The sequence below is a fragment of the Rhodococcus sp. OK611 genome, assembly GCF_003050885.1.
GTDB lineage: Bacteria > Actinomycetota > Actinomycetes > Mycobacteriales > Mycobacteriaceae > Rhodococcus_G > Rhodococcus_G oryzae.
This window is the reverse complement of record NZ_QAOZ01000007.1, coordinates 84,957-107,132: the sequence shown is the minus strand read 5'-3', so window position 1 is coordinate 107,132 and position 22,176 is coordinate 84,957. Positions and strand designations below refer to the sequence as shown.

Sequence of the window (22,176 nt, the reverse complement as noted above, 5' to 3'; positions counted from 1 at the left end):
GGTCGGGTGCGGCGTCAGGCCGGCTTGATCCGGGCCTCGCCGCTGTAGACATTCATGGTCTCGCCGCGCAGGAACCCGACCAGGCTCAGTCCGGACTCGGTGGCGAGATCGACGGCGAGCGACGACGGGGCGGACACCGCGGCCAGCACCGGGACGCCCGCGACCACGGCCTTCTGCACGAGTTCGAAGGAGGCGCGCCCGCTGACCACGAGGATCGCCTCGCGCAGCGGCACCCGGTCGGCGGTCAACGCCCAGCCGAGCACCTTGTCGACGGCGTTGTGTCTGCCCACATCCTCGCGAATCGCGAGCAGGGCGCCGTCGGCGGTGAACAGTCCGGCGGCATGCAGGCCGCCGGTCGAGTCGAAGACCCGCTGCCGCGCGCGCAGGGTCACAGGCATGGACGCCAGGGTCGACGGCGTCACCGCGGGGTCGGGAGCGGTGAGGTCGTAGCGTGAGCGCACCCGGACGTCCTCGAGCGAGGCCTTGCCGCAGACGCCGCATGCCGAGGTGGTCAGGAACTGGCGATCGGCGCCGGTCGGCGGCGGGACCCCGGGAGCGAGCGCCACGTCGAGCACGTTGTAGGTGTTGGCGCCATCGGCATCGACACCGTCGCAGTACCGGATGACCGAGACGTCGGACGCCGATCCGATGATGCCCTCGCCCAGCAGGAACCCGTGCACCAGGTCGATGTCGTCCCCTGGGGTTCGCATGGTCACCGAGAGCGATCGGCCGCCGATCCGGATCTCCAGCGGTTCCTCCACGGCCAGGCTGTCCGGTCTGCGCACCGTGGCGCCACCGGTGATCCGTAGCACCGGGCGGCGCGCGGTGACCCGACCCATCAGTGCGCCCCCGCCGGTTCGAGCCGCACCAGCACCGCCTTGGAAACCGGCGTATTCGACTTCGCGGCAACGTGATCGAGCGGGATGAGGGGGTTGGTCTCCGGGTAGTAGGCCGCGGCATTGCCCTTGGGGGTGCTGTACCGGACGGCCCGGAAGTCGCGCACCCGGCGCTCCTGCAGCACGCCGTCGGGGCCGGTCCACTCGGAGACGATGTCCACGGCGGCGCCGTCGGCGATGCCGAGTTCCGCGAGGTCGGCCGCGGACACGAAGATCACCTTGCGGCCGCCCTTCACACCGCGATAGCGGTCGTCGAGCCCGTAGATGGTGGTGTTGTACTGGTCGTGACTGCGCAGGGTCTGCAGGATCAACCGGCCCGGGGGAGTGGGCAACCACTGCAGCGGACTCGCGGTGAAGTTGGCCTTGCCGGTGCTGGTGGGGAACTCGCGCCGGTCGCGCGGCGGGTGCGGCAGCTGGAACCCGTCGGGCCGCCGGACCCGCTCGTTGTAGTTCTCGCAGCCGGGTACCACCCGCGAGATCGAATCGCGGATGCGGTCGTAGTCACCCTTGAAATGTGCCCACGGCACCGAGTGGTCGGCGCCGAGCAGGTGCTCGGCGAGTTCGCAGACGATTGCGACCTCGCTGCGCAGCTGATCGCTGACGGGTGTCAGGTTGCCCCGCGAGAGGTGCACCATGGACATCGAATCCTCCACGGACACCATCTGTTTCCCGCCGGCCTGGATGTCCTTGTCGGTGCGGCCGAGCGTCGGCAGGATGAGCGCGGTGCGCCCGGTCACCACGTGCGAGCGGTTGAGCTTGGTCGAGACCTGGACGGTCAGCGCGCACGAACGCAGTGCGGCCTCGGTGGCCTCGGTGTCCGGGGTGGCCCGGATGAAGTTCCCGCCCATCGCCATGAAGACGGAGCCCTTGCCGTCACGCATGCCGCGGATGGCGGCGACGGTGTCCCAGCCGTGCTTTCGGGGGCTGACGATCGAGAACTCGCGGTCCAGCGCGTCGAGGAACGAGTCCGGCATCTTCTCCCAGATACCCATCGTGCGGTCGCCCTGGACGTTCGAGTGCCCACGCACCGGGCAGACGCCCGCGCCGGGCTTGCCCATCATGCCGCGCATCAGCAGCAGGTTGGTGATCTCCTGGATGGTCGCGACCCCGTGCGTCTGTTGGGTCAGGCCCATCGCCCAGCATGCGATCGTCCGTTCGGAAGAGGCCATCGCGTCGGCGGTCTCGCGCAACTGCGTCATCGTGAGTCCGGTGGCCTCGAGGACGACGTCGAGATCGACTGCGCGGACGTTCTTCTCGTACTCGGCGAAACCCGCGCAGTGCTGCTCGACGAAGGCACGGTCCACCACCGAACCGGGGTCCGCGTCGTCGGCCTCGAGCAGCAGTCGCCCGAGCCCCTGGAACAGGGCCATGTCACCGCCGAGGCGTATCTGCAGGAACTCGTCGGCGATGTCGACGCCGCGCCCGATCACGCCGCCCACCTTCTGTGGGTCCTTGAACCGGCGCAGCCCCGCCTCGGGCAGCGGATTGACCGCGATGATCTTGGCGCCGTTCCCCTTTGCCTTCTCCAGCGTGGAGAGCATCCGGGGATGGTTGGTGCCGGGGTTCTGGCCTGCGATGAGGATGAGGTCGGCGTACTCGAGGTCCGGCACTGTCACCGAACCCTTGCCGATGCCGATCGATTCGGTCAGCGCGCTGCCGGACGATTCGTGGCACATGTTGGAGCAGTCGGGCAGGTTGTTGGTGCCGAAGCTGCGGATCATCAGCTGGTAGAGGAACGCGGCCTCGTTGCTGGTGCGGCCGGACGTGTAGAACACGCCGCCGTCGGGGTCGGGCAGCGCGCGCAGGTGGTCGGCGATCAGCCGGTAGGCCTCGTCCCATTCGATCGGCGCGTAGTGGGTCGCGCCCTCGCGGAGCACCATCGGGTGCGCGAGGCGCCCCTGCTGTCCGAGCCAGTAGTCGGTCTTCTCGGCCAGCTCCGCCACCGAGTGCTCGGCGAAGAACTCGGGACCGACTGTGCGCAGCGTCGCCTCCTCGGCGACGGCCTTGGCGCCGTTCTCACAGAACTCCGCGGGCTTGCGGTGCCCCGGCGTCTCGGGCCAGGCGCAGCCGGGGCAATCGAACCCGTGTCGCTGATTGAGCCTGGCCAGGGTCCGGGCGGTGCGGACGGCGCCCATCTGCTCGAGGCCGCGTTGCAGGGACACCAGGACCGCTGGCACTCCCGCCGCGTGGTCCTTGCTGTGCGTGACGACCAGCTCGGATTCGTCTATGTCGCGTTCGGGTCCCTTGCGAGTCATGCCTACATAGTGGCCCCGTCACGGGCCCGCCGAAAGCGAGGTGACCCACTCTGCCTACTATTTCGGCTAGCCTTACCTAGCTTTGGTGACGATGGAGGAGAGTCGATGGCAGACGTCGGTAGATTGACGCGGCGGGGATTTCTGATCGGAACGTCGGGCGCGCTGCTCGCGTTCGCCGCTGCCTGCAGCAGCGACGGTGACGGAGGTTCGGCCTCCTCGGGCACCGGCGCGACCATCGGCAACAAGTACGGCGAGACCCAGGTCCCGCTCGACCCGCAGCGCGTGGTCAGCGTGGGATACAACGACCAGGACGCGATCCTGGCGCTCGGCTCCACCCCGGTCGGCGTCTTCGACTGGTACGGCAACTACCCGAACGCAGTGTGGCCCTGGGCGCAGGATCTGCTCGCCGGGGCGACGCCCGCGATCATCGGCAGCGCGAACACCGGGATCGACGTCGAGAAGGTGGCCGCCACCAACCCCGACCTGATCATCGGCACCTACTCGGGCCTGACCAAGGACCAGTACAACAAGCTCAGCGCGCTCGCGCCGACGGTCGCGCAGCCGAAGGAGTTCGCCGACTACGGCGTGCCGTGGCAGGACCAGACCCGGATCATCGGCGAGGCGCTCGGTAAGCAGGACAAGGCGAAGGAGTTGGTGACCTCCGTCGAGAAGCAGTTCACCGATGTCGCGGCCGCCAACCCGGCGTTCGCGGGCAAGACGGTGATCGTGGGTGCGCTCAAGGGTCCGGGCCAGTTCGGCGTCTATGGCCCGGAGGACCCGAAGGTCCGCTTCTTCACCGAACTCGGCTTCGTGAATCCGCCTGTCACGCAGCAGATCACGACCACGAACTTCGCCCCGATCAGCACGGAGCAGCTCTCGCTCGCCGACGCCGACCTGCTGGTCTGGTACGCGGGTGGCGGCTACGGCGACAAGCTGCGGGCCGAGCTCGACAAGACGCCGGTCTATCAGGAGCTGAACGTCGTCAAGGACGGTCGCACGATCATCCTCGAGGACGAGGCCGCCGAGGCGATGACCTGGAGCACCGTGCTGTCGCTGCCGTACGCGCTGGAGAACATCCCGCCGCGGATCGCTCCGCTGCTCACGAAGTAGTCCTGGCGAGAGTTCGCCCGACGCGCTAGGGGACCAGGACGACCTTTCCGACGTTGCGACGCTCGGTCAGGATTCGATGGGCCTCTGGCGCGTCGGCGAACGGGACGGCGTCGGACACCACGGGTGCCACGACGCCGTTCTCGATCAGCTCGCGCAGCGGGGTGATCCACGGCTCCAGCGTGCCGCGGTCGTCCCACAGTCGCAGCATGTTGAGGCCGATCACCGTCTTGGACTCGCTCATCTGGTCGATGAGATTGAAGCCCCGCATCATGCGCAGGGCCTGCGGTGCCGCCCGTAACAGGTTTCGCTTGTCGCCCGCGACCACCGAGCTGGCCCCGAAGGCGACGAGCCTGCCGCCGGGACGCAATTGGCCGTAGCTCCGCCGCAATGACTCCCCGCCGATCGCGTCCATGATCACGTCCATCGGCGGAAGCCCGCTGTCCCACCCTCGTTTCCGGTAATCCAGCGCCACGTCGACGCCGAAGCCACGGATGGCGTCGTGCTTGCCTGGCGAGGCGGTTCCGTAGACCTCGGCGCCGACGTGCTTGGCGATCTGCGTCGCCGCGATCCCGACGCCACCCGCCGCGGCCTGGATCAGGACCCGCTCTCCCGCACGGAGATTCGCGTACCCGACCAGGCCTGCCCAGGCGGTCGCGTAGTTGACGGGAATGGCGGCGCCCTGCTCGAAGCTCAAGGAGTCCGGCAGCGCGATCACGTCTCGGGCGTCGGCACACACCTGCTCGGCGTAGCCGCCGAACCGCGTGCCCGCGACCACCCGGTCACCCACGGCGAGGCCGACGACATCCGCGGCGACCTCGCTGATCGTGCCCGCGACCTCGTAGCCGACGACGCTCGGCAGCGGCGGGGCGTCGGCGTACAGGCCGAGTCGGGCCATCACGTCGGCGAAGTTGACGCCCGCGGCCCGGACGTCGATGCGGACCGCGCCGGGGCGGAGCGCCGGCGATGGACGTTCCTGGACCTCGAGGACGTCGGCGTCCCCGTGCTTGGTGATCACGACTGCGCGCATGGGGGAAGGCTAGTCCCGATCGGCTCCGCACAGGCGGGATGCGGGTCCGCCCGGCCAGGGAACGACCGTCAGCCCTGGCCATTCCCGCCGCCATCGGGCCGCCTTCGCCTCGTAGACCTCCCGCGGGGCCAGGATCGGGTTGGGGCGCAGCACCATGCTGAAGAGATCATCGAGGCCGTGGGGTGCGTAGACCTGGAACTCCCCGGTGGGGGAGCGCGTGATCCCCACGCAGCAGGTGGTGGATGCGAAGTGGTCGATCGCGTCCGCGCAGCTCGTGAAGGGGACGCCAGGGACACCGAATCGATCCTCGTACCACAGGTGTACCCGCGCCTCGTTGCGCAGCTCGACCGCCGCCTCGACGTCGCCGTACAGGGTCTCCGCCTGCCTGATCATTCGGTCCTCGGCCGCGTAACCGAGGTCCGCCCGGTCGAAATAGAAGAGGTCGTAGTCCTTGATGCCTGCCAGGAGATCGCGGCCGTCGAGGTGGTTCCAGACCGTCTGGAAGACCCCACCGGCCGTGAGATACCAGTCGCTCATCCCGAGATCGGGTGCACGATCGAGGATCGTTCGGGCCACGGGATTTGCGAGCACGATCCCGAGGAGTCGCTCCTTGTCGGTGGACGAGCCCATGGCCTCATTCTCGCATGATCGTTCTCTAGGGTCACTCTGACCCAGTCCACGAGGTAGCTGACGAACGCTATTCGCCGCGCTCTGTTCATGTGCCAACCGTTTCCCTGGGGTGCCTTGGACGTTTGCGAACCCGGCACTCGGCGCGGGGTGTGTCGCTCTAGTTGTAGTACTGGACGGCGCAGAACTCATTCCGCTCGGGATCCGTGAGCACCACGCAACGCCCTCCGGGTATTCGTGGCGTTCACCGGTGTCGCGGCCGCCGAGGGCGATGACGCGTTCGACCGCGGCGTGGAAGTCGTCGACGGCGACATCCAGATTGATGCGGACCTTCCCGGACTTGGGTTCGGGGACCGGCTGCAAATTGATGCGTGGCTCGTGTTCATGCCGTGGGGTGAGCTCGATCCATCCGGGCAGGCCCGGCAGCGCCTCACGATCAAGTAAGGCTCCCCGGAATCCGGCCAATCGGATCGGGTCCGTGCCGTCGATCGTCAGGCCGCTCCATCGAATCCACATTCCTTGATTCGACCGCACAGTCGATGGCGATGGGTCCGTTTGTTCTCGAGTTCCTCAAACCCCTTGCGTGCAGGCCATTCCCGAGTAAACTCGAACATATGATCGAATAGAGTCTCCGGGGGGGTGATTGGAGTGTCAGCTTCGGCAGTGACCGATCGTGAGCGGATTCTTCTCGACGCGATCTCCGAGACCTCCCGCGCCGAGAACGCGGCGGCGGCCCGGTTGATCGCGCAGATCATGGACTACACCAGCTCTCGTGGCACCTTCGACCATCGTGCTCCCGGTGCCGGGTTCGACACCGAGCAGGCGGAGCGGTCTGCGCTCGCGGAGGTCGCGCTGGCGTTGTCGAGCACCTTCAGGTCGGTGTCGTCGCTGATGCGGCTCGGGTTCACCCTCGAACGGATGCCCGAGATTCGGGGCGCTTTCGCTGCTGGCGAGGTGTCTCTGGCGAAGATCCGGGTGATCGATGAGCACACCCGCAAGGCCACCGCTGCTGCGGTGCTGCGCCTGGACTCGGACATCCTGTCCGCCGCGCGACGACTCGCACCGACCCCACTCGGAATCGAGATCGCCCGGATGCTGATCGAGGACGACGCCGCATGGGCGCAACGCGCCCGCGAGGAGGCCGAAGCCAAGCGCAAGGTTCGCTCCCGCCGTCTGCCCCACGGGATGGGCGTCCTGTCGGTGACGCTGACGGCGACTCAGTTGACGGCGGTCACGGGGCTGATTGTGAAGGTCGCCAAGACGGCGTGCCGGGCCGATCCGCGTCCCCTCGACGTCCGGTGTGCGGACGCATTCATGGTCTTGATGCACGGTGGGAGGGCCCTGACCTGCGAGTGTGGCGACCAGGACTGCGCGGCCACCCGCAACTGTGAACCTGCCGCCCCACAGGTGAATCTGACGATCTCGTGCGGGCTGGAGACGCTGCTCGGGTTGGCCGACAACCCGGCCTATCTGGAGGGCTACGGCTATCTGGATGCCGGCCAGGCCCGTGCCATCGCCGAGGATGCGACCTGGCAGGCGATCATCGACTGCGCCAGGCAGGCGCTCGACCGCCTGCAGTGCGACAACATCGTCGGCGGTGACGGTACCGATGGCGTGACCGAATCGACCGAGGAACGTGCCACGGCGGAACCGGACCACCTGCCACCCGGCATCGGGGCGGAACCCGAAGCGCGCGAACCCGACCCGCCAGATCCATCCGACCCGCCAGATCCGTGCCGCGCGGCCGTGGCCGAGCCCGACGAGCAGCACGAGTCGACCGCCGGATCCGGCCTGCTCGTGTTCAGGAGTCGGATCCTGCCCGCGGGGGCGGCCGCGCTTCCGGTCCGCAAGCTCCCGCATCCCGGTGTCATCTCACCGGCCGACGCCATCGACGGCCTGTTCCGCACCATCCTGAACGACCCTGCGGATCTCGTTACCGCGTTCCCGGACGGCCACGGCGGATTCACAAAGCCGCCACCGGGCGCGCTGACCTACCGGCCGAGCGACCTACTCGCCGCCGCCGTTCGGCTCCGCGATGGCACCTGCCGACACCCGGACTGCCTGATCGCCGCCGCGGACTGCCAGATCGATCACGTCGTCGCGTTCAACAGAGCTGATCCGATCTTTGGTGGCTGGACCGTTTTCGCCAACCTCCAATGCCTGTGCACGCTGCACCATCAACTCAAAACCGCGGGCCTCTGGCGTCACGACATGCTCGCCGGCGCGATCATGCACATCTACAACACGATCGGGCAGCACGCCCTCACTCTTCCCGTGAGGCGACAGGGGCTCCGGATTCCGCCCCCAGCTCGGGCGCCGGCTGCCGCAGGTTCAGGATCACCACGCCCGCGATGATCAGCGCGAGCCCGAGGAACTTCGCAGCGGATGCCTGTTCGCCGAGGAACGCGATGCCGATCACCGCGACCGTCGCGGTCCCGATCCCGGACCAGAGCGCGTACGCCAGGCTCACCGGCAGCGACCGCAGTGCCTGGGCCAGGCAGGCGAACGAGGTGGCGTAGCCGAGCAGAACGGCGATCGTGGGCAGCGGTCGACTGAACTGTTCGGTGCTGCCGAGGAACACCGTGGCCAGGATCTCGCAGGTGATCGCGGCGGCGAGGAAGGCCCACGCCCGTACGCGGTCGCTCATCCGACACCGCCGAGATTCAGCGCGACCACGCCCGCCACCACCAGGGTGATGCCGAGGATTCGGCCGGCCGACCGGGGTTCGCGCAGGACCAGCATCCCGATGGCGGCGATCGCGGCGGTGCCCACCCCCGCCCAGACCGCGTACGCCACACCGACATCGAGGGTGCGCAGGGTCTGCGACAGGCAGTACAGCGCCACGCAGTAGAGGCCGAGGACCACCGCGGTCGGGCCGGGCCGCCGGAAGCCCTCCGTCCGGGTCAGCAGGCTCGTCGCGAGTACCTCCGCGCAGATGGCCACCGAGAGAAACACCCATGCCATCGTCATGGCTACAACGTATCGGGGGCGGTAGCGTCGCGGCATGGCCGCCGTCACGGTTCGACCCGCCGCCCCCTCCGACGTCCCCGCCGCCGGACGCGTGCTGGCCGCGGCCTTCGATGACGACCCGGTCACGGAATGGCTGTGGCCGGATGTCGGCTCGCGCCGCGCGGGGCTGCCGCACATGTTCGGGACGCTCATCCGGCACCATCACTTTCCGCTCGGCGGCGTCGAGGTGGCGCTCGCGTCGGACGGGTCGGTGGCCGGGGCAACCCTGTGGGACCCGCCGGGACGCTGGCGGCAGTCGGCGCTGAGCCAGCTGCGCGCGCTGCCCGGACTGATCCGCGCCTTCGGTGGCCGGATCATGGCGGGGGCGGAGTTCGCCGGGACGATCGAGAAGGCGCACCCGGAAGAGCCGCACTGGTATCTCAGCACCATCGGCACCGACCCCTCGGCGCGTGGCGCTGGTCACGGCACAGCGTTGATGAACTCCCGGTTGGCCCGGTGCGACGCCGAGCACGCGCCCGCTTATCTGGAGTCGAGCAAGGAGTCGAACGTCCCCTATTACGAGCGATTCGGCTTCGAGGTGACGGGCGAGATCGTCATCCCGAACGGCGGCCCGACGCTGTGGGCGATGTGGCGGGCGCCTCGCTGACCGGACGGCGGTGTCGGGGGACCCCGCGGGTTCTCTAGAATCACCGGGTGACCAGTGCCGTGCCGCAGGACCCCATGAACCCCGCCGACGCCCTCCCGAAGAGCTGGGACCCCAGCGCGGTAGAGCAGGAATTGTACGAGGGTTGGGTGGACGCCGGCTACTTCACGGCGGACCCGACCAGTGACAAGCCCGGCTACTCGATCGTGCTGCCGCCGCCGAACGTGACCGGCAGCCTCCACATGGGCCATGCCCTCGACCACACCCTGATGGACGTGCTCTCGCGACGTAAGCGCATGCAGGGCTACGAGGTGCTCTGGCTGCCCGGCATGGACCACGCGGGCATCGCCACCCAGAACGTGGTGGAGAAGCAACTCGCGGCGGACGGCAAGAAGAAGGAAGACTTCGGCCGCGAGCTGTTCATCGACAAGGTCTGGGACTGGAAGCGCGAGTCCGGCGGCACCATCGGCGGCCAGATGCGCAGACTCGGCGACGGCGTCGACTGGAGCCGCGACAGGTTCACCATGGACGAGGGCCTCTCGCGCGCCGTCCAGACCATCTTCAAGCGGATGTACGACGCGGGACTGATCTACCGGGCCGAGCGCCTGGTCAACTGGTCGCCGGTGCTGCAGACCGCCATCTCCGACATCGAGGTCAAGTTCGAGGACGTCGAGGGCGAGCTGGTCTCGCTGCGCTACGGCTCCCTGAACGACGACGAGCCGCACGTCATCGTCGCCACCACGCGTGTGGAGACGATGCTCGGCGACACCGCGGTCGCCGTGCACCCCGACGACGAGCGCTACCAGCACCTGCTCGGCACCACCCTCGAGCACCCCATCACGGGCCGGCAGATCCCGATCATCGCCGACGACTACGTTGACCCGGAGTTCGGCACCGGCGCGGTGAAGATCACCCCCGCGCACGACCCCAACGACTTCGAGATGGGCCTGCGGCACAACCTGCCGATGCCCACGATCATGGACAAGACCGGCAAGATCGCCGATACCGGAACGCAGTTCGACGGCATGGACCGGTTCGAGGCCCGCGTGAAGGTGCGCGAGGCGCTCGCCGAGCAGGGTCGTGTGGTCGCCGAGAAGCGTCCCTACCTGCACAGCGTCGGCCACTCCGAGCGCAGCGGTGAGTCCATCGAGCCGCGGCTCTCGCTGCAGTGGTGGGTCAAGGTCGAGGAGCTCGCCAAGGCCGCGGGCGACGCGGTCCGTAACGGCGACACCACGATCCACCCCGCCAGCCTGGAGCCGCGCTGGTTCGGCTGGGTCGACAACATGCACGATTGGTGCATCTCGCGCCAGCTGTGGTGGGGTCACCGCATCCCGATCTGGTACGGCCCTGAGGGAGAGGTCCGCTGCGTCGGACCCGACGAGACCGCGCCCGAGGGCTGGGAGCAGGACCCCGATGTCCTCGACACCTGGTTCTCGTCCGGACTCTGGCCGTTCTCCACGATGGGCTGGCCGGAGCAGACCCCGGAGCTCGAGAAGTTCTACCCCACAAGCGTTCTCGTTACCGGCTACGACATCCTGTTCTTCTGGGTGGCCCGGATGATGATGTTCGGCACCTTCGTCTCCGAGGACGACGCGATCACCGCGGGCGAGGGCAAGACCGGTCCGCAGGTGCCGTTCACGGACGTCTTCCTGCACGGTCTGGTCCGCGACGAGCACGGCAAGAAGATGTCGAAGTCGAAGGGCAACGGCATCGACCCGCTGGACTGGGTGCGCGAGTTCGGCGCCGACGCGCTGCGCTTCACGCTGGCCCGCGGCGCGAACCCCGGCAGCGACCTCTCCGTCGGTGAGGATCACGCGAAGGCCTCCCGCAGCTTCGCCACGAAGCTGTTCAACGCCACGAAGTTCGCCCTGATGAACGGCGCGGCGCCCGCGCCGTTGCCCGCCGAGCTCAGCGACGCCGACCGCTGGATCCTGGACCGGCTCGAGCAGGTCCAGGCCGAGGTCGACGCCGCGTTCGACCGCTACGACTTCGGCAAGGCCTGCGACGCGCTCTACCACTTCGCCTGGGACGAGGTGTGTGACTGGTACCTCGAGCTCGCCAAGGTGCAGTTCGCAGGCTCCGAGGCCGAGGGCACCAAGGCCGTGCTCGGCAATGTCCTCGATGCGCTGCTGCGCATGCTGCACCCGGTGATGCCGTTCGTCACCGAGACCCTCTGGAAGGTGCTGACCGGCGGGGAGTCGGTGGTGATCTCCGAGTGGCCGACCGCGACCGGTGAGGCCGCCGATGCCGTTGCCGCGCAGCGCATCGCGGACGTCCAGCGGCTCGTCACCGAGATCCGCAGGTTCCGCAGCGATCAGGGTCTGAACCCCGGCCAGAAGGTGGCGGCGAGGCTCAGCGGGATCGCCGAGGCCGACCTGGACGGCAAACAGGCCGCGGTCGCCTCGCTGGTCAAGCTGACGGATCCGGCCGACGACTTCAGCGCGACGGCCTCGCTGGAGGTGCGGCTCAGCCGCGGCACCGTCACCGTCGAGCTGGACACCTCGGGCACCGTGGACCTGGTCGCCGAGCGCAAGCGCCTCGAGAAGGACCTGGCGGCGGCCGAGAAGGAGCTCGCGGGCACCGCGGCCAAGCTGTCCAACGAGGCGTTCCTCGGCAAGGCGCCGGACAACGTGGTCGACAAGATCCGTGCCCGGCAGACCCTGGCCGCGGAGGAGGTCGAGCGGATCACCGCCCGGCTCGCGGCGATGGATCTGAAGGGTCAGGCGTGAACGCCGAGACGCCCGAGAAGTGGGACGGGGGATCGCAGCCCACGCCCGTCGATCTGGCCGAGCTGGCGCTCGTCGAGGCCGAACTCGACCAGCGCTGGCCCGAGACCAAGATCGAGCCCTCCACCGCCCGCATCGCGGCCCTGATGGACCTGCTCGGCTCGCCGCAGCACAGCTATCCGGCCATCCACGTCGCGGGCACCAACGGGAAGACCTCGGTCACCCGGATGATCGACGCGCTGATGACGCGCCTGCACCGTCGGGTCGGGCGGACCACCAGCCCGCATCTGCAGCTGGCGACCGAGCGGATCAGCATCGACGGCAAGCCGATCTCGCCTCGCCTGTACGTGGACACCTACCGTGAGCTGCTGCCGTACGTCGAGATGATCGACGCCCAGTCCCAGGCGGCGGGTGGCCCCGCGATGAGCAAGTTCGAGGTGCTCACCGCTATGGCGTTCGCGGCCTTCGCCGAGGCGCCGGTGGATGTCGCGGTCGTGGAGACCGGGCTCGGCGGCCGTTGGGACGCAACGAATGTCATCGACGGTCAGGTGGCGGTGATCACCCCCATCGGGCTCGATCACGTCGAGTTCCTCGGCAGTGACATCGCCGGGATCGCCGCCGAGAAGGCCGGGATCATCAAGAAAGCGCCCGAGTCGCTGGTGCCGCGCGACACCGTCGCGATCCTCGCGGAGCAGACGCCGGAGGTGACCGAGGTGCTGCTGCGCCGGGCCGTCGAGGCCGACGCCGCGGTGGCCCGCGAGGGATCCGAGTTCAAGGTCCTCGCCCGCCGGATCGCGATCGGCGGACAGCAACTGGAACTGCAAGGCCTGTCCGGGGTCTACAGCGACATCTTCCTGCCCCTGCACGGCGAACATCAGGCCCGCAACGCCTCGCTCGCGCTCGCCGCGGTGGAAGCGTTCTTCGGGGCGGGGGCGGACCGCCAGCTCGACGTCGACGCGATCCGGGAGGGCTTCGCCTCGATGACCAACCCGGGGCGCCTCGAGCGGGTGCGCAGCGCGCCCACCGTCTTCCTCGACGCCGCGCACAACCCGCACGGGGCCAAGGCTCTGGCCGCCGCGCTCGTCGCGGAGTTCGACTTCCGCAAGCTGGTCGGCGTCGTCGCGGTGATGGCGGACAAGGACGTGGCCGGGATCCTGACCGCGTTGGAGCCGGTGTTCGACGAGATCGTCGTGACGCACAACGGATCTCCGCGCGGCATGGACGTCGAGGAACTCGCCAACCTGGCGGTGGCCCGGTTCGGCGACGAACGCGTGGTGGTGGCACAGACGCTCCCGGACGCGCTCGAGACAGCCATCGGGCTGGCCGAGGAGGTCGCCGAGCCCGGTGAGGCTGTATCGGGGGCGGGCGTCGTGGTCACCGGTTCGGTGGTCACCGCTGGCGTGGCCCGCACCCTGTTCGGAAAGGACCCGGCGTGAGTACTCCCGAGGGATCGAGCACACCCGAAGGTGACGCGGAGGGTGGCGCTCCGCGCTTCCGTCCGCCGGTGAACGACCCGTGGAAGGGCTTCCGCGGGGTCTGCGCGGGCACCCTGATCCTGGAGGCGATCGTGGTGCTGCTGGCGCTGCCGGTGGTGGCGACCGTTGGCGGCGGCATCACCTGGCTGTCCGGCGTCTACCTGGTCGGACTCGCGCTGCTGATGATTCTCGGCGGCGGTGTCCAGGGCAGGCCGTGGGCGATGGGGTACAACTTCGCGCTGCAGGCGGCGTTGATCGCCGGTTTCGCGGTGCACCCCGCCATCGGCGCGGTGGGACTGCTGTTCGGTGCGGTGTGGGCCTACCTGCTGTATCTCAAGCGGGACCTCACCGAGCGGATCGAACAGGGTCTGCTTCCTGGCCAGCGGGACTGACCCCTTAAGCTGTCCGCCGTGACTGAGCGCACCCTGGTACTGATCAAGCCCGATGGCGTCGCCCGCCGATTCGTAGGAGAAATCCTTTCCCGTGTCGAGCGGAAGGGGCTGTCCATCACGGCCCTCGAGATGAAGACCGCGGACGAGGCGCTGGCGGGCCAGCATTACGCCGAGCACCTGGGCAGGCCCTTCTATCCGGGGCTGATCGAGTTCATCACGTCCGGACCCCTCGTCGCCGCAGTGCTCGAGGGCCCGCGCGCGATCGCGGCTTTCCGACAGCTCGCGGGCGGCACCGACCCGGTCGAGAAGGCCGTCCCCGGTTCCATCCGCGCCGACCTGGCACTGGACGGCCAGCAGAACCTGGTGCACGGGTCCGACTCCGTCGAGTCGGCCGAGCGGGAGATCGCGCTCTGGTTCCCGGAGCTCGCCCGCGGCTAGTCCGCATCACCCCCGACCACCTGTAAGAGGTCCGAACACGCCGCGCCGGATCGGCGCCGGTGCGCCGTTGGCGTGGTCGGGCCCGACGGTGTGGGATACTGATGGCGGTCGACCCGCGATGTGTTCCATACGGGCCCGATCGGATGACACCACGGTTCGATGCCCGATCATCGCTGCCACGGCGCGCAGGAAATCCCTCGCGGTCCCAGGCATGCTGGATGATCAGGCGCACGGATCAGGGAGTACGGCCATCCAGCCAGGCGCCGTGCGAGCTGGCAGTGATTTAACGGGTCACTGCGAGACGTGCGGGGCGAGACCAGACAATCTCATGCCCACCGGTATGAGTACACAATGAGCGCCCTCGCGTGGCCGCTTCACACCCAGTACGACTCTGGGTGGACGCGCCCGGGGGTCCGAGGAGACTACGTGGCCGATCAAGCGCCGCCCGAAAATTCACAGACTTCAGCCGCAGCGAATGCGGTGCCGACCTTCCCGGAGAAGATCCGGGTGCACGCGCTCGCCAAGCTGCTGGGACTGACCAGCAAGCAGGTGCTCGCCCAGGTCGCCGAGTTCGGCGCCGAGGTGCGCAGCGCGCAGTCCAGCGTGGACCGCGCTCTCGCCGAGCGGGTGCACGCTGCGTTCAACCCGCAGGCAGAGGCGCACCAGGAGGTCGCAGCGGCCGAGCCGGCTGCCGCGCCCGAGGTGGCGAGGCCGGAAGCCGCGTCCGCGCCCGGCGTGGAGACCGCGGGGCTGTTCACCAACATCGCCGAGCCCGAGGTGCACGTCGTTCCCGACGTCACCCCCGTGTTCCAGGCCCCGCTGTTCCTGCAGCCCGACGCGGCCGCCGCGGAGGCCGCACCGCGGCGTCGCCGCGCCCGCCGCGTGGCAGCGGCGCCGAGCGAGGACGCGCCCATCGAGGTGACCACCGTCGTCGAGCACGAGGAACGTCACGAAGAGCGCCACGAGGAGCGTGCGGTCGAGGAGGCCGACACCTCGGTGACCGAGGAGTCCACCGCGGCCGAGGTCGAGTCCGACGAGGACGGCGGCGAGTCGCAGAGCCGTCGCAGGCGTCGCGGTCGTCGCGGTCGCGGTCGCGGCCGGGGCGAGCAGGCGTCCGAGGACGAGCAGAACGAGACCGAAGGTGCGGCCGAGCCCGCCGCCGAGGGCACTGAGCAGGCCGAGCCCACCGAGCAGGCGGCCGAGGCGGAAGCGGCCGAGTCGGAGGAGTCGGAGGAGGCAGGCGAGGCCGGGGATGGATCGAGCCGTCGTCGTCGTCGCCGCCGCCGCCGCAAGGGCAGTGGCGATGGTGCGGACGCAGGTACCGAGGAAGACGGCGTCACCACCGTGGTGCACGAGCGTGAGCCGCGCACCAAGGCCAAGGTCAAGGACGAGGTCCAGGGGATCTCGGGCTCGACCCGACTCGAGGCCAAGCGTCAGCGACGCCGCGACGGGCGCGACGCCGGTCGCCGCCGCCCGCCGATCCTCACCGAATCGGAGTTCCTGGCGCGCCGCGAGGCCGTCGACCGCGTCATGGTGGTCCGCGAGAAGACCGGTGCGCATGCGGAGGGCCTGACGCAGGTCGCGGTGCTCGAGGACGGCATCCTCGTCGAGCACTTCGTCACCAGCTCGGCGTCCGCATCGATGGTCGGCAACGTCTACCTCGGTCGCGTTCAGAACGTGCTGCCCTCGATGGAGGCCGCGTTCATCGACATCGGCCGTGGCCGCAACGGCGTGCTCTATGCAGGCGAGGTCAACTGGGAGGCCGCGGGACTCGGCGGCAACAGCCGCAAGATCGAGCAGGCCCTCAAGCCGGGTGACCAGGTCCTGGTCCAGGTCAGCAAGGATCCGGTCGGGCACAAGGGTGCCCGCCTGACCACGCAGATCTCCCTGGCCGGGCGATTCCTGGTGTACGTGCCCGGCGGTAGCTCCACCGGCATCAGCCGTAAGCTGCCCGACACCGAGCGCAAGCGACTCAAGGAGATCCTGCGCGAGATCGTGCCGCCGGAGGCCGGTGTCATCATTCGCACCGCGTCGGAGGGCGTGAGCGAGGAAGAGCTGGCCCGCGACGTCAAGCGTCTGCAGACCCAGTGGGACGAGATCGAGAAGCAGGCCGCGGCCGCGGACAAGGGCAAGGGGAGCAACCCGAAGGCCCTGTACGAGGAGCCGGATCTGCTGGTCAAGGTCGTCCGCGATCTGTTCAACGAGGACTTCGCCAAGATCGTGATCGAGGGCGAGAAGTCCTGGTCGACGGTGGAGAACTACATCAAGACCGTCGCACCCGACCTGCTGCCGCGGGTCGAGAAGTACGAGGGCAACGGCGGCCCCGATGTGTTCGAGGCCAAGCGGATCGACGAGCAGCTCGCCAAGGCGCTCGACCGCAAGGTGTGGCTGCCCTCGGGCGGCACCCTGGTGATCGACCGCACCGAGGCGATGACCGTCGTCGACGTCAACACCGGCAAGTTCACCGGTGCGGGCGGCAACCTCGAGGAGACGGTCACCAGGAACAACCTGGAGGCGGCCGAGGAGATCGTGCGCCAGATGCGGCTGCGCGACATCGGCGGCATGATCGTCGTCGACTTCATCGACATGGTGCTCGAGTCGAACCGGGACCTGGTCCTGCGTCGACTCACCGAGGCGCTCGGCCGCGACCGGACCCGCCATCAGGTCTCCGAGGTGACCTCGCTGGGCCTGGTCCAGATGACCCGCAAGAAGCTGGGCACCGGACTGGTCGAGGCGTTCTCCACCAACTGTGAGCATTGCCACGGCCGCGGCATCATCGTGCACGCCGAGCCGGTCGAGGTGCGGTCCTCCGAGGACGCCGGGCGATCGGGCGCGCCGAAGGGCGAGTCCGGCGGCCGCAAGAAGCGTGGACGCGACAAGTCCGGCGCCGCCGAGACCGCCGCGCCCAAGAACGGGCAGGCGCCCGCGGTCGAGGTCGACGCGACGGTCAAGCGTGCCCACCCGGTGGCGCTCGCGATGGCCGCGCATCACCACGACGATGACGCCGCCGAGCATCAGCCGGAGACCGGCGAGGCCGCGGCCGCCACGCAGGAGCCGACGGTGGCCGAGGTCGCCGCTGAGCCGGTCGTGGAGGTTGCTGTGGAGGTCGTCGCGGAACCGGAGGCCCCGGCCGCGCCGGAGCCCGCAGAGGCCCCCGCGAAGGGCAGGCGTCGTTCCCGACGTGCGTCCCGTGCCACCGCGGCCCCCGCGACCGAGACCCCGGAGGCGGCAGAGGCCGGCGCCGTGGTCGTGATCGAGGCGGCGCCCGAACCGGCCGAGCCGAAGGTCGTCGAGAAGAAGGCCGTTCGGAAAAAGGTCGTCGAGAAGAAGGTCGTCGAACCCAAGGTTGTCGAGCCGGTGAAGGCCGCGGAGACCACCGCGGCGGCTGAACCGGTCGAGGGGGACGGCGCACCCGCGGCACCGGCCCGTCGGCCCCGTCGAAGGGCCGCGGCCAGGCCCGCGGGACCGCCGGCGGACGTCGACGCCTGACCGACGGCCGGTCGAGGGGGAGTCGGAGACTGTCAGTTTGACACCGGCGCGGAGCCTGCGGAGTGCCAGTTTGACCCTGCGGTTCTCCATCCCGTAACCTTGACCGGTCGCTACCCGGCGATATGGCTCAGCTGCGCCCGCGAGGGCGGCGGCGGGCCTGCCCGAGGTAGCAAGCACACCAGACCAGTCGCGCGGCTCAAGCCGTGCGAGCACGTTCGAAGAAGCAAGGGGTAGCCCTCCGATGGCAACGTACGCGATCGTCAAGACCGGCGGAAAGCAGTACAAGGTCGCTGTCGGCGACCTCGTCAAGGTCGAGAAGATCGAGGGTGAGCCCGGCACTGCTGTCTCGCTGGTCCCGGTTCTCGTCGTCGACGGTTCCGAGCTGACCACCGACGCCGCCAAGCTGGCCAAGGTCTCGGTCACCGGTGAGGTCGTCGAGCACACCAAGGGCCCGAAGATCCGCATCCACAAGTTCAAGAACAAGACCGGGTACCACAAGCGCCAGGGCCACCGTCAGAAGCTGACGGTGCTCAAGGTCACCGGCATCAAGTAACCAGCTTTAGTACCCAGGAGGGTTCGACATGGCACATAAGAAGGGTGCATCCAGCTCCCGTAACGGTCGCGATTCGAACGCACAGCGCCTCGGCGTGAAGCGCTTCGGCGGCCAGTCCGTCAGCGCCGGTGAGATCCTGGTGCGTCAGCGCGGAACCCACTTCCACCCCGGCGTGAACGTCGGACGTGGCGGCGACGACACGCTGTTCGCTCTCTCCGCTGGTGCGGTCGAGTTCGGCACCAAGCGTGGACGTAAGACTGTCAACATCGTTCCGGTCGCCGCAGAGGCCTGATTCTGCTGCGTCGCTCGTGTCACCATCACGGTGACTGATGACAGTTCTAAGCTCCCAGTAGGGGCGGGCCAGGGTCTCATACCCTGCTCGCCCCTATTTGCTTTTCACCCTGAGGAAGGGATCCGGCAGTCATGTCCCGATTCATTGACCGCGTGGTGCTGCATGTCAGCGCCGGAAAAGGCGGCAATGGTTGCGCCTCCGTTCACCGCGAGAAGTTCAAGCCGCTCGGCGGTCCCGACGGTGGCAACGGCGGGCGCGGAGGTGACGTGGTGCTCGTCGTCGACGAGAACGTGCACACCCTGCTGGACTTCCACTTCCACCCGAACGCCAAGGCGAGCAACGGCACGCAGGGCGCAGGCAGCAACCGCGAGGGCGCAAACGGCCAGGATCTGATCCTCAAGGTGCCCGACGGCACCGTCGTGCTCGACTCGGACGGCAATGTCCTCGCCGACATGATCGGCACGGGAACCCGATTCGACGCCGCCCCCGGTGGCCGCGGTGGACTGGGTAACGCCGCGCTGGCCTCGAAGGCCCGTAAGGCGCCGGGCTTCGCCCTGCTCGGCGAGGAGGGCGTTCAACGCGACCTCGTCCTCGAGCTCAAGTCGGTGGCCGACGTCGGACTGGTCGGCTTCCCCTCCGCGGGTAAGTCCTCCCTGGTCTCGGTGCTCTCGGCGGCCAAGCCGAAGATCGCCGACTACCCGTTCACCACGCTGGTGCCGAACCTCGGTGTGGTCTCGAGCGGCGACACCACGTTCACCGTCGCCGACGTGCCTGGCCTGATCCCCGGCGCGAGCCAGGGGCGCGGTCTCGGACTGGACTTCCTTCGCCACATCGAACGCACGGCGGTGCTGGCACACGTGGTGGACTGCGCGACCCTGGAGCCGGGCCGTGACCCGGTCTCCGACGTCGACGCGCTCGAGGCCGAGTTGGCCGCCTACAAGCCGGCACTCTCCGGCGACGCGAGCCTCGGTGACCTGGCCGACCGGCCCCGCATCGTGGTTCTCAACAAGGCGGATGTCCCCGACGCGGCCGAGCTCGCCGAGATGGTCACCCCGGAGTTCGAGGCGCGCGGCTGGCCCGTGTTCACCATCTCGGCCGTGAGCCGGGAAGGGCTGCGGCCGTTGACCTTCGCGCTCGCCAAGCTCGTCGAGGAGTACCGCGAGGCACATCCGAAGGCGGAGCCGAAGCGTCAGGTGATCCGTCCCATCGCCTCCAATGCGAGCGACTTCACCGTCGTCGCCGATCCCGAGACCCCCGGCGGCTTCATCGTTCGCGGCGTCCGGCCCGAGCGGTGGATCCGTCAGACGGCCTTCGACAACGACGAGGCCGTCGGCTACCTCGCGGACCGTCTCGCCCGGCTCGGTGTCGAGGACGCGTTGGTCAAGCAGGGCGCCGAGCCCGGCTGCTACGTCACCATCGGCGATGTCAGCTTCGAGTGGGAGCCGCAGACCCCGGCGGGCATCGACATGACCCGCACCGGTCGCGGTACCGACCCGCGACTCGATCAGGTGGACCGCATCGGTGCCTCCGAGCGCAAGCACGCGCACAGGATCCGGCGTGGCCTCGAGGGCCTGGATCCCGAAGAACAGTGATGGACGACGCGGTCCGTTCACTCTCGGAGACCCGCGCCACCATCGCGACCGCACGCAGCGTGGTCGTGAAGATCGGGTCCTCCGCGCTCACCAGCATGGAGTCCGGCATCGACCTGCGGGCGCTGAACGCCCTGGCCGACGCGATCGAGGCAAGGATGCGTGCCGGCTCCGACGTCGTGGTGGTGTCCTCCGGCGCGGTCGGTGCCGGTATCGCACCGCTCGGGCTGACCAAGCGGCCACGGGATCTCGCCACCAAGCAGGCGGCGGCGAGCGTAGGGCAGCTGGCGCTCGCGCATGCCTGGGGCACCTCGTTCGCGCGGTACGGGCGGACCGTCGGCCAGGTGCTGCTCACCGCCGACGACATCGCCCGGCGCACCCAGCACCGCAACGCGCAGAGCACTCTCGACCGGCTCCGTGCGCTCGGTGCCGTCGCGATCGTCAACGAGAACGACACCGTCGCCACCACGGAGCTGCGGTTCGGGGACAACGATCGGCTGGCCGCGATGGTCGCGCACCTCGTCGGGGCGGATGCGCTTGTCCTGCTCTCCGACGTCGACGGACTGTATGACGGCGACCCCCGCAAGGGCGGCGCGACCCTGATCCCGGAGGTGACCAGCCCCGAGGACCTCGATGGCGTGGTTGCCGGGTCCGGGGGAGCGCTCGGCACCGGTGGGATGGCCTCCAAGCTGTCCGCGGCCCGGCTCGCGGCCGACTCCGGCGTGCCGGTGCTGCTCGCCGCGGCCACCGATGCCGCCGCTGCGCTCACGGGCGCGGGCGTCGGCACCGCCTTCGCCGCCCGGCCGACCCGGCTGTCCGCGCGCAAGTTCTGGGTGCGGCATGCCGCCGACACCCGGGGCGGGCTGCATCTCGACGCGGGCGCGGTGCGCGCCGTGGTGGACCGGCGGCGTTCGCTCTTGCCCGCGGGGATCACCGGCGTCGACGGCCGGTTCTACGGCGGGGACGTGGTGTCGCTGTTCGGGCCCGACGGTTCGCCGGTCGCGCGCGGCGTGGTGGCGTACGACTCGACCGAGCTCGGCGAGATGCTGGGCCGGTCCACGGTCGAGCTGCCGTCAGAGCTGCAGCGGCCCGTGGTGCACGCGGACGACCTGGTCCCGCTGTAACGGTCTTCTCCCCGAAACGGACAAACAGACTGTCCGGTACACAAGTGGGGAGGCGAATCGCATGAAGCGTGGGGTATTGGTGGCCGCGGGGGTCGTGGCGATCGGGTTGGGGACCGTGCTCGCACCGACGGCGGCCGCGGAGGGTGGTCCGGGGGAGTACTCGCGGTGCGAGTCGTTCCGGGCCCCGTGGGATCCGCAGGCGTGGATCCGTGACGGTGCCGGCGACAAGATCGTGCTCAGCCCGTACGGTGCAAGCGAGGTGTACTGCACGTCCTGGCACGGGATGACCGGCGGGTACCAGGTCGACCCGAGGGGCAACAAGCATCGGCTGGATACCCCGTGGCTGGGACCGCTGACGAACAAGATCTATGTCTGGAGCCCCGAGACTTTCTGACGGGTCATGGGGCTTTCGGCTTGTCCTGCGGGTCGCCGATGACCTTGGGTGGTCCTTCGGGGTGCAGAGCGCCGCCCTCGTTCACCCAGTCGGAGATGTCGGCGGCATCCTCCGGGGTGACGGGCTTGCGCCTGCTGAAGAGTGATTTCACCTTGTCGCTGAACTTCGACATGCCC

The 22,176-nt window shown here is 69.1% G+C and carries 20 protein-coding genes and 1 pseudogene; 13 read left to right on the top strand and 8 right to left on the bottom strand.

The window, feature by feature from the left end:
* Positions 1-14: 14 nt before the first annotated feature.
* Both fdhD and C8K38_RS10475 read right to left on the bottom strand, forming a co-directional pair.
* On the bottom strand, positions 15-839 hold the full coding sequence (fdhD, locus tag C8K38_RS10480) for a formate dehydrogenase accessory sulfurtransferase FdhD (RefSeq protein ID WP_097211428.1): 825 nt from the start codon (positions 837-839) through the stop codon (positions 15-17).
* The gene (locus C8K38_RS10475) at positions 839-3,151 is read right to left on the bottom strand and encodes an FdhF/YdeP family oxidoreductase (protein ID WP_097211427.1); all 2,313 of its coding nucleotides are present in this window, start codon (positions 3,149-3,151) and stop codon (positions 839-841) included. The genes fdhD and C8K38_RS10475 overlap by 1 nt, the downstream gene beginning before the upstream one ends.
* A gap of 105 nt (positions 3,152-3,256) precedes the next feature.
* Between C8K38_RS10475 and C8K38_RS10470 the strand changes: the two genes are divergently transcribed.
* The gene (locus C8K38_RS10470; protein ID WP_097211426.1) at positions 3,257-4,261 is read left to right on the top strand and encodes an iron-siderophore ABC transporter substrate-binding protein; all 1,005 of its coding nucleotides are present in this window, start codon (positions 3,257-3,259) and stop codon (positions 4,259-4,261) included.
* A gap of 25 nt (positions 4,262-4,286) precedes the next feature.
* Here the strand turns inward: C8K38_RS10470 and C8K38_RS10465 are convergent, their stop codons facing one another.
* The 3 genes and pseudogenes from C8K38_RS10465 to C8K38_RS28075 all read right to left on the bottom strand — a co-directional run.
* On the bottom strand, positions 4,287-5,288 hold the full coding sequence (locus C8K38_RS10465) for a zinc-binding dehydrogenase (RefSeq protein WP_097211425.1): 1,002 nt from the start codon (positions 5,286-5,288) through the stop codon (positions 4,287-4,289).
* Between the two features lie 9 nt (positions 5,289-5,297).
* Positions 5,298-5,918, bottom strand: a complete 621-nt coding sequence (locus tag C8K38_RS27605) for a nucleotidyltransferase family protein (RefSeq protein ID WP_097211424.1) — start codon at positions 5,916-5,918, stop codon at positions 5,298-5,300.
* Between the two features lie 279 nt (positions 5,919-6,197).
* Positions 6,198-6,431 (bottom strand): annotated as a pseudogene (locus tag C8K38_RS28075) (VOC family protein); the annotation flags it as partial.
* Between the two features lie 147 nt (positions 6,432-6,578).
* On the opposite strand from C8K38_RS28075, the gene C8K38_RS10450 reads away from it, so the two are divergent.
* Positions 6,579-8,270, top strand: coding sequence for an HNH endonuclease signature motif containing protein (locus tag C8K38_RS10450; protein WP_097211422.1), 1,692 nt, complete (start codon positions 6,579-6,581; stop codon positions 8,268-8,270).
* Here C8K38_RS10450 and C8K38_RS10445 read toward each other — a convergent pair.
* Together C8K38_RS10445 and C8K38_RS10440 are read right to left on the bottom strand one after the other, a co-directional pair.
* Positions 8,179-8,562, bottom strand: coding sequence for a DMT family transporter (locus tag C8K38_RS10445; RefSeq protein WP_097211421.1), 384 nt, complete (start codon positions 8,560-8,562; stop codon positions 8,179-8,181). The genes C8K38_RS10450 and C8K38_RS10445 overlap by 92 nt on opposite strands.
* Positions 8,559-8,885 carry a DMT family transporter gene (locus C8K38_RS10440; protein WP_245220978.1) on the bottom strand — a complete coding sequence of 109 codons (327 nt, stop codon included), beginning with the start codon at positions 8,883-8,885 and terminating at the stop codon, positions 8,559-8,561. The genes C8K38_RS10445 and C8K38_RS10440 overlap by 4 nt, the downstream gene beginning before the upstream one ends.
* 34 nt (positions 8,886-8,919) lie before the next feature.
* On the opposite strand from C8K38_RS10440, the gene C8K38_RS10435 reads away from it, so the two are divergent.
* From C8K38_RS10435 to C8K38_RS10385, 11 genes are all read left to right on the top strand, one after another.
* Positions 8,920-9,531 carry a GNAT family N-acetyltransferase gene (locus tag C8K38_RS10435; RefSeq protein ID WP_097211420.1) on the top strand — a complete coding sequence of 204 codons (612 nt, stop codon included), beginning with the start codon at positions 8,920-8,922 and terminating at the stop codon, positions 9,529-9,531.
* 74 nt (positions 9,532-9,605) lie between these two features.
* Complete coding sequence (locus tag C8K38_RS10430; RefSeq protein ID WP_373560249.1) at positions 9,606-12,257, top strand: valine--tRNA ligase; 2,652 nt, start codon at positions 9,606-9,608, stop codon at positions 12,255-12,257.
* Positions 12,254-13,690, top strand: coding sequence for a bifunctional tetrahydrofolate synthase/dihydrofolate synthase (gene folC / locus C8K38_RS10425; RefSeq protein WP_097211418.1), 1,437 nt, complete (start codon positions 12,254-12,256; stop codon positions 13,688-13,690). The genes C8K38_RS10430 and folC overlap by 4 nt, the downstream gene beginning before the upstream one ends.
* Positions 13,687-14,121 (top strand): DUF4233 domain-containing protein, encoded by a 435-nt coding sequence (locus tag C8K38_RS10420; RefSeq protein WP_097211417.1) that lies wholly within the window; start codon positions 13,687-13,689, stop codon positions 14,119-14,121. Before folC ends, C8K38_RS10420 begins: the two co-directional genes overlap by 4 nt.
* 18 nt (positions 14,122-14,139) lie before the next feature.
* Positions 14,140-14,559, top strand: coding sequence for a nucleoside-diphosphate kinase (gene ndk / locus C8K38_RS10415; protein ID WP_097211416.1), 420 nt, complete (start codon positions 14,140-14,142; stop codon positions 14,557-14,559).
* A 426-nt stretch (positions 14,560-14,985) separates the two neighbouring features.
* Positions 14,986-18,048 (top strand): translation initiation factor IF-2 N-terminal domain-containing protein, encoded by a 3,063-nt coding sequence (locus tag C8K38_RS10410; protein WP_097211415.1) that lies wholly within the window; start codon positions 14,986-14,988, stop codon positions 18,046-18,048.
* A gap of 241 nt (positions 18,049-18,289) precedes the next feature.
* Positions 18,290-18,601 carry a 50S ribosomal protein L21 gene (rplU, locus tag C8K38_RS10405; protein WP_077042085.1) on the top strand — a complete coding sequence of 104 codons (312 nt, stop codon included), beginning with the start codon at positions 18,290-18,292 and terminating at the stop codon, positions 18,599-18,601.
* Positions 18,602-18,629: 28 nt separating this feature from the next.
* Positions 18,630-18,893 (top strand): 50S ribosomal protein L27, encoded by a 264-nt coding sequence (rpmA, locus tag C8K38_RS10400; RefSeq protein ID WP_031938324.1) that lies wholly within the window; start codon positions 18,630-18,632, stop codon positions 18,891-18,893.
* A gap of 131 nt (positions 18,894-19,024) precedes the next feature.
* Positions 19,025-20,485, top strand: coding sequence for a GTPase ObgE (gene obgE, locus C8K38_RS10395; protein WP_097211414.1), 1,461 nt, complete (start codon positions 19,025-19,027; stop codon positions 20,483-20,485).
* Positions 20,485-21,606 carry a glutamate 5-kinase gene (proB, locus tag C8K38_RS10390; RefSeq protein WP_097211413.1) on the top strand — a complete coding sequence of 374 codons (1,122 nt, stop codon included), beginning with the start codon at positions 20,485-20,487 and terminating at the stop codon, positions 21,604-21,606. Before obgE ends, proB begins: the two co-directional genes overlap by 1 nt.
* Before the next feature lie 61 nt (positions 21,607-21,667).
* Complete coding sequence (locus C8K38_RS10385; RefSeq protein WP_143548432.1) at positions 21,668-22,000, top strand: hypothetical protein; 333 nt, start codon at positions 21,668-21,670, stop codon at positions 21,998-22,000.
* 4 nt (positions 22,001-22,004) lie between these two features.
* Here C8K38_RS10385 and C8K38_RS27100 read toward each other — a convergent pair whose 3' ends face one another.
* Positions 22,005-22,172: a hypothetical protein gene (locus C8K38_RS27100; RefSeq protein WP_179800518.1), complete on the bottom strand. Its 168-nt coding sequence runs from the start codon at positions 22,170-22,172 to the stop codon at positions 22,005-22,007.
* Positions 22,173-22,176: the final 4 nt, after the last annotated feature.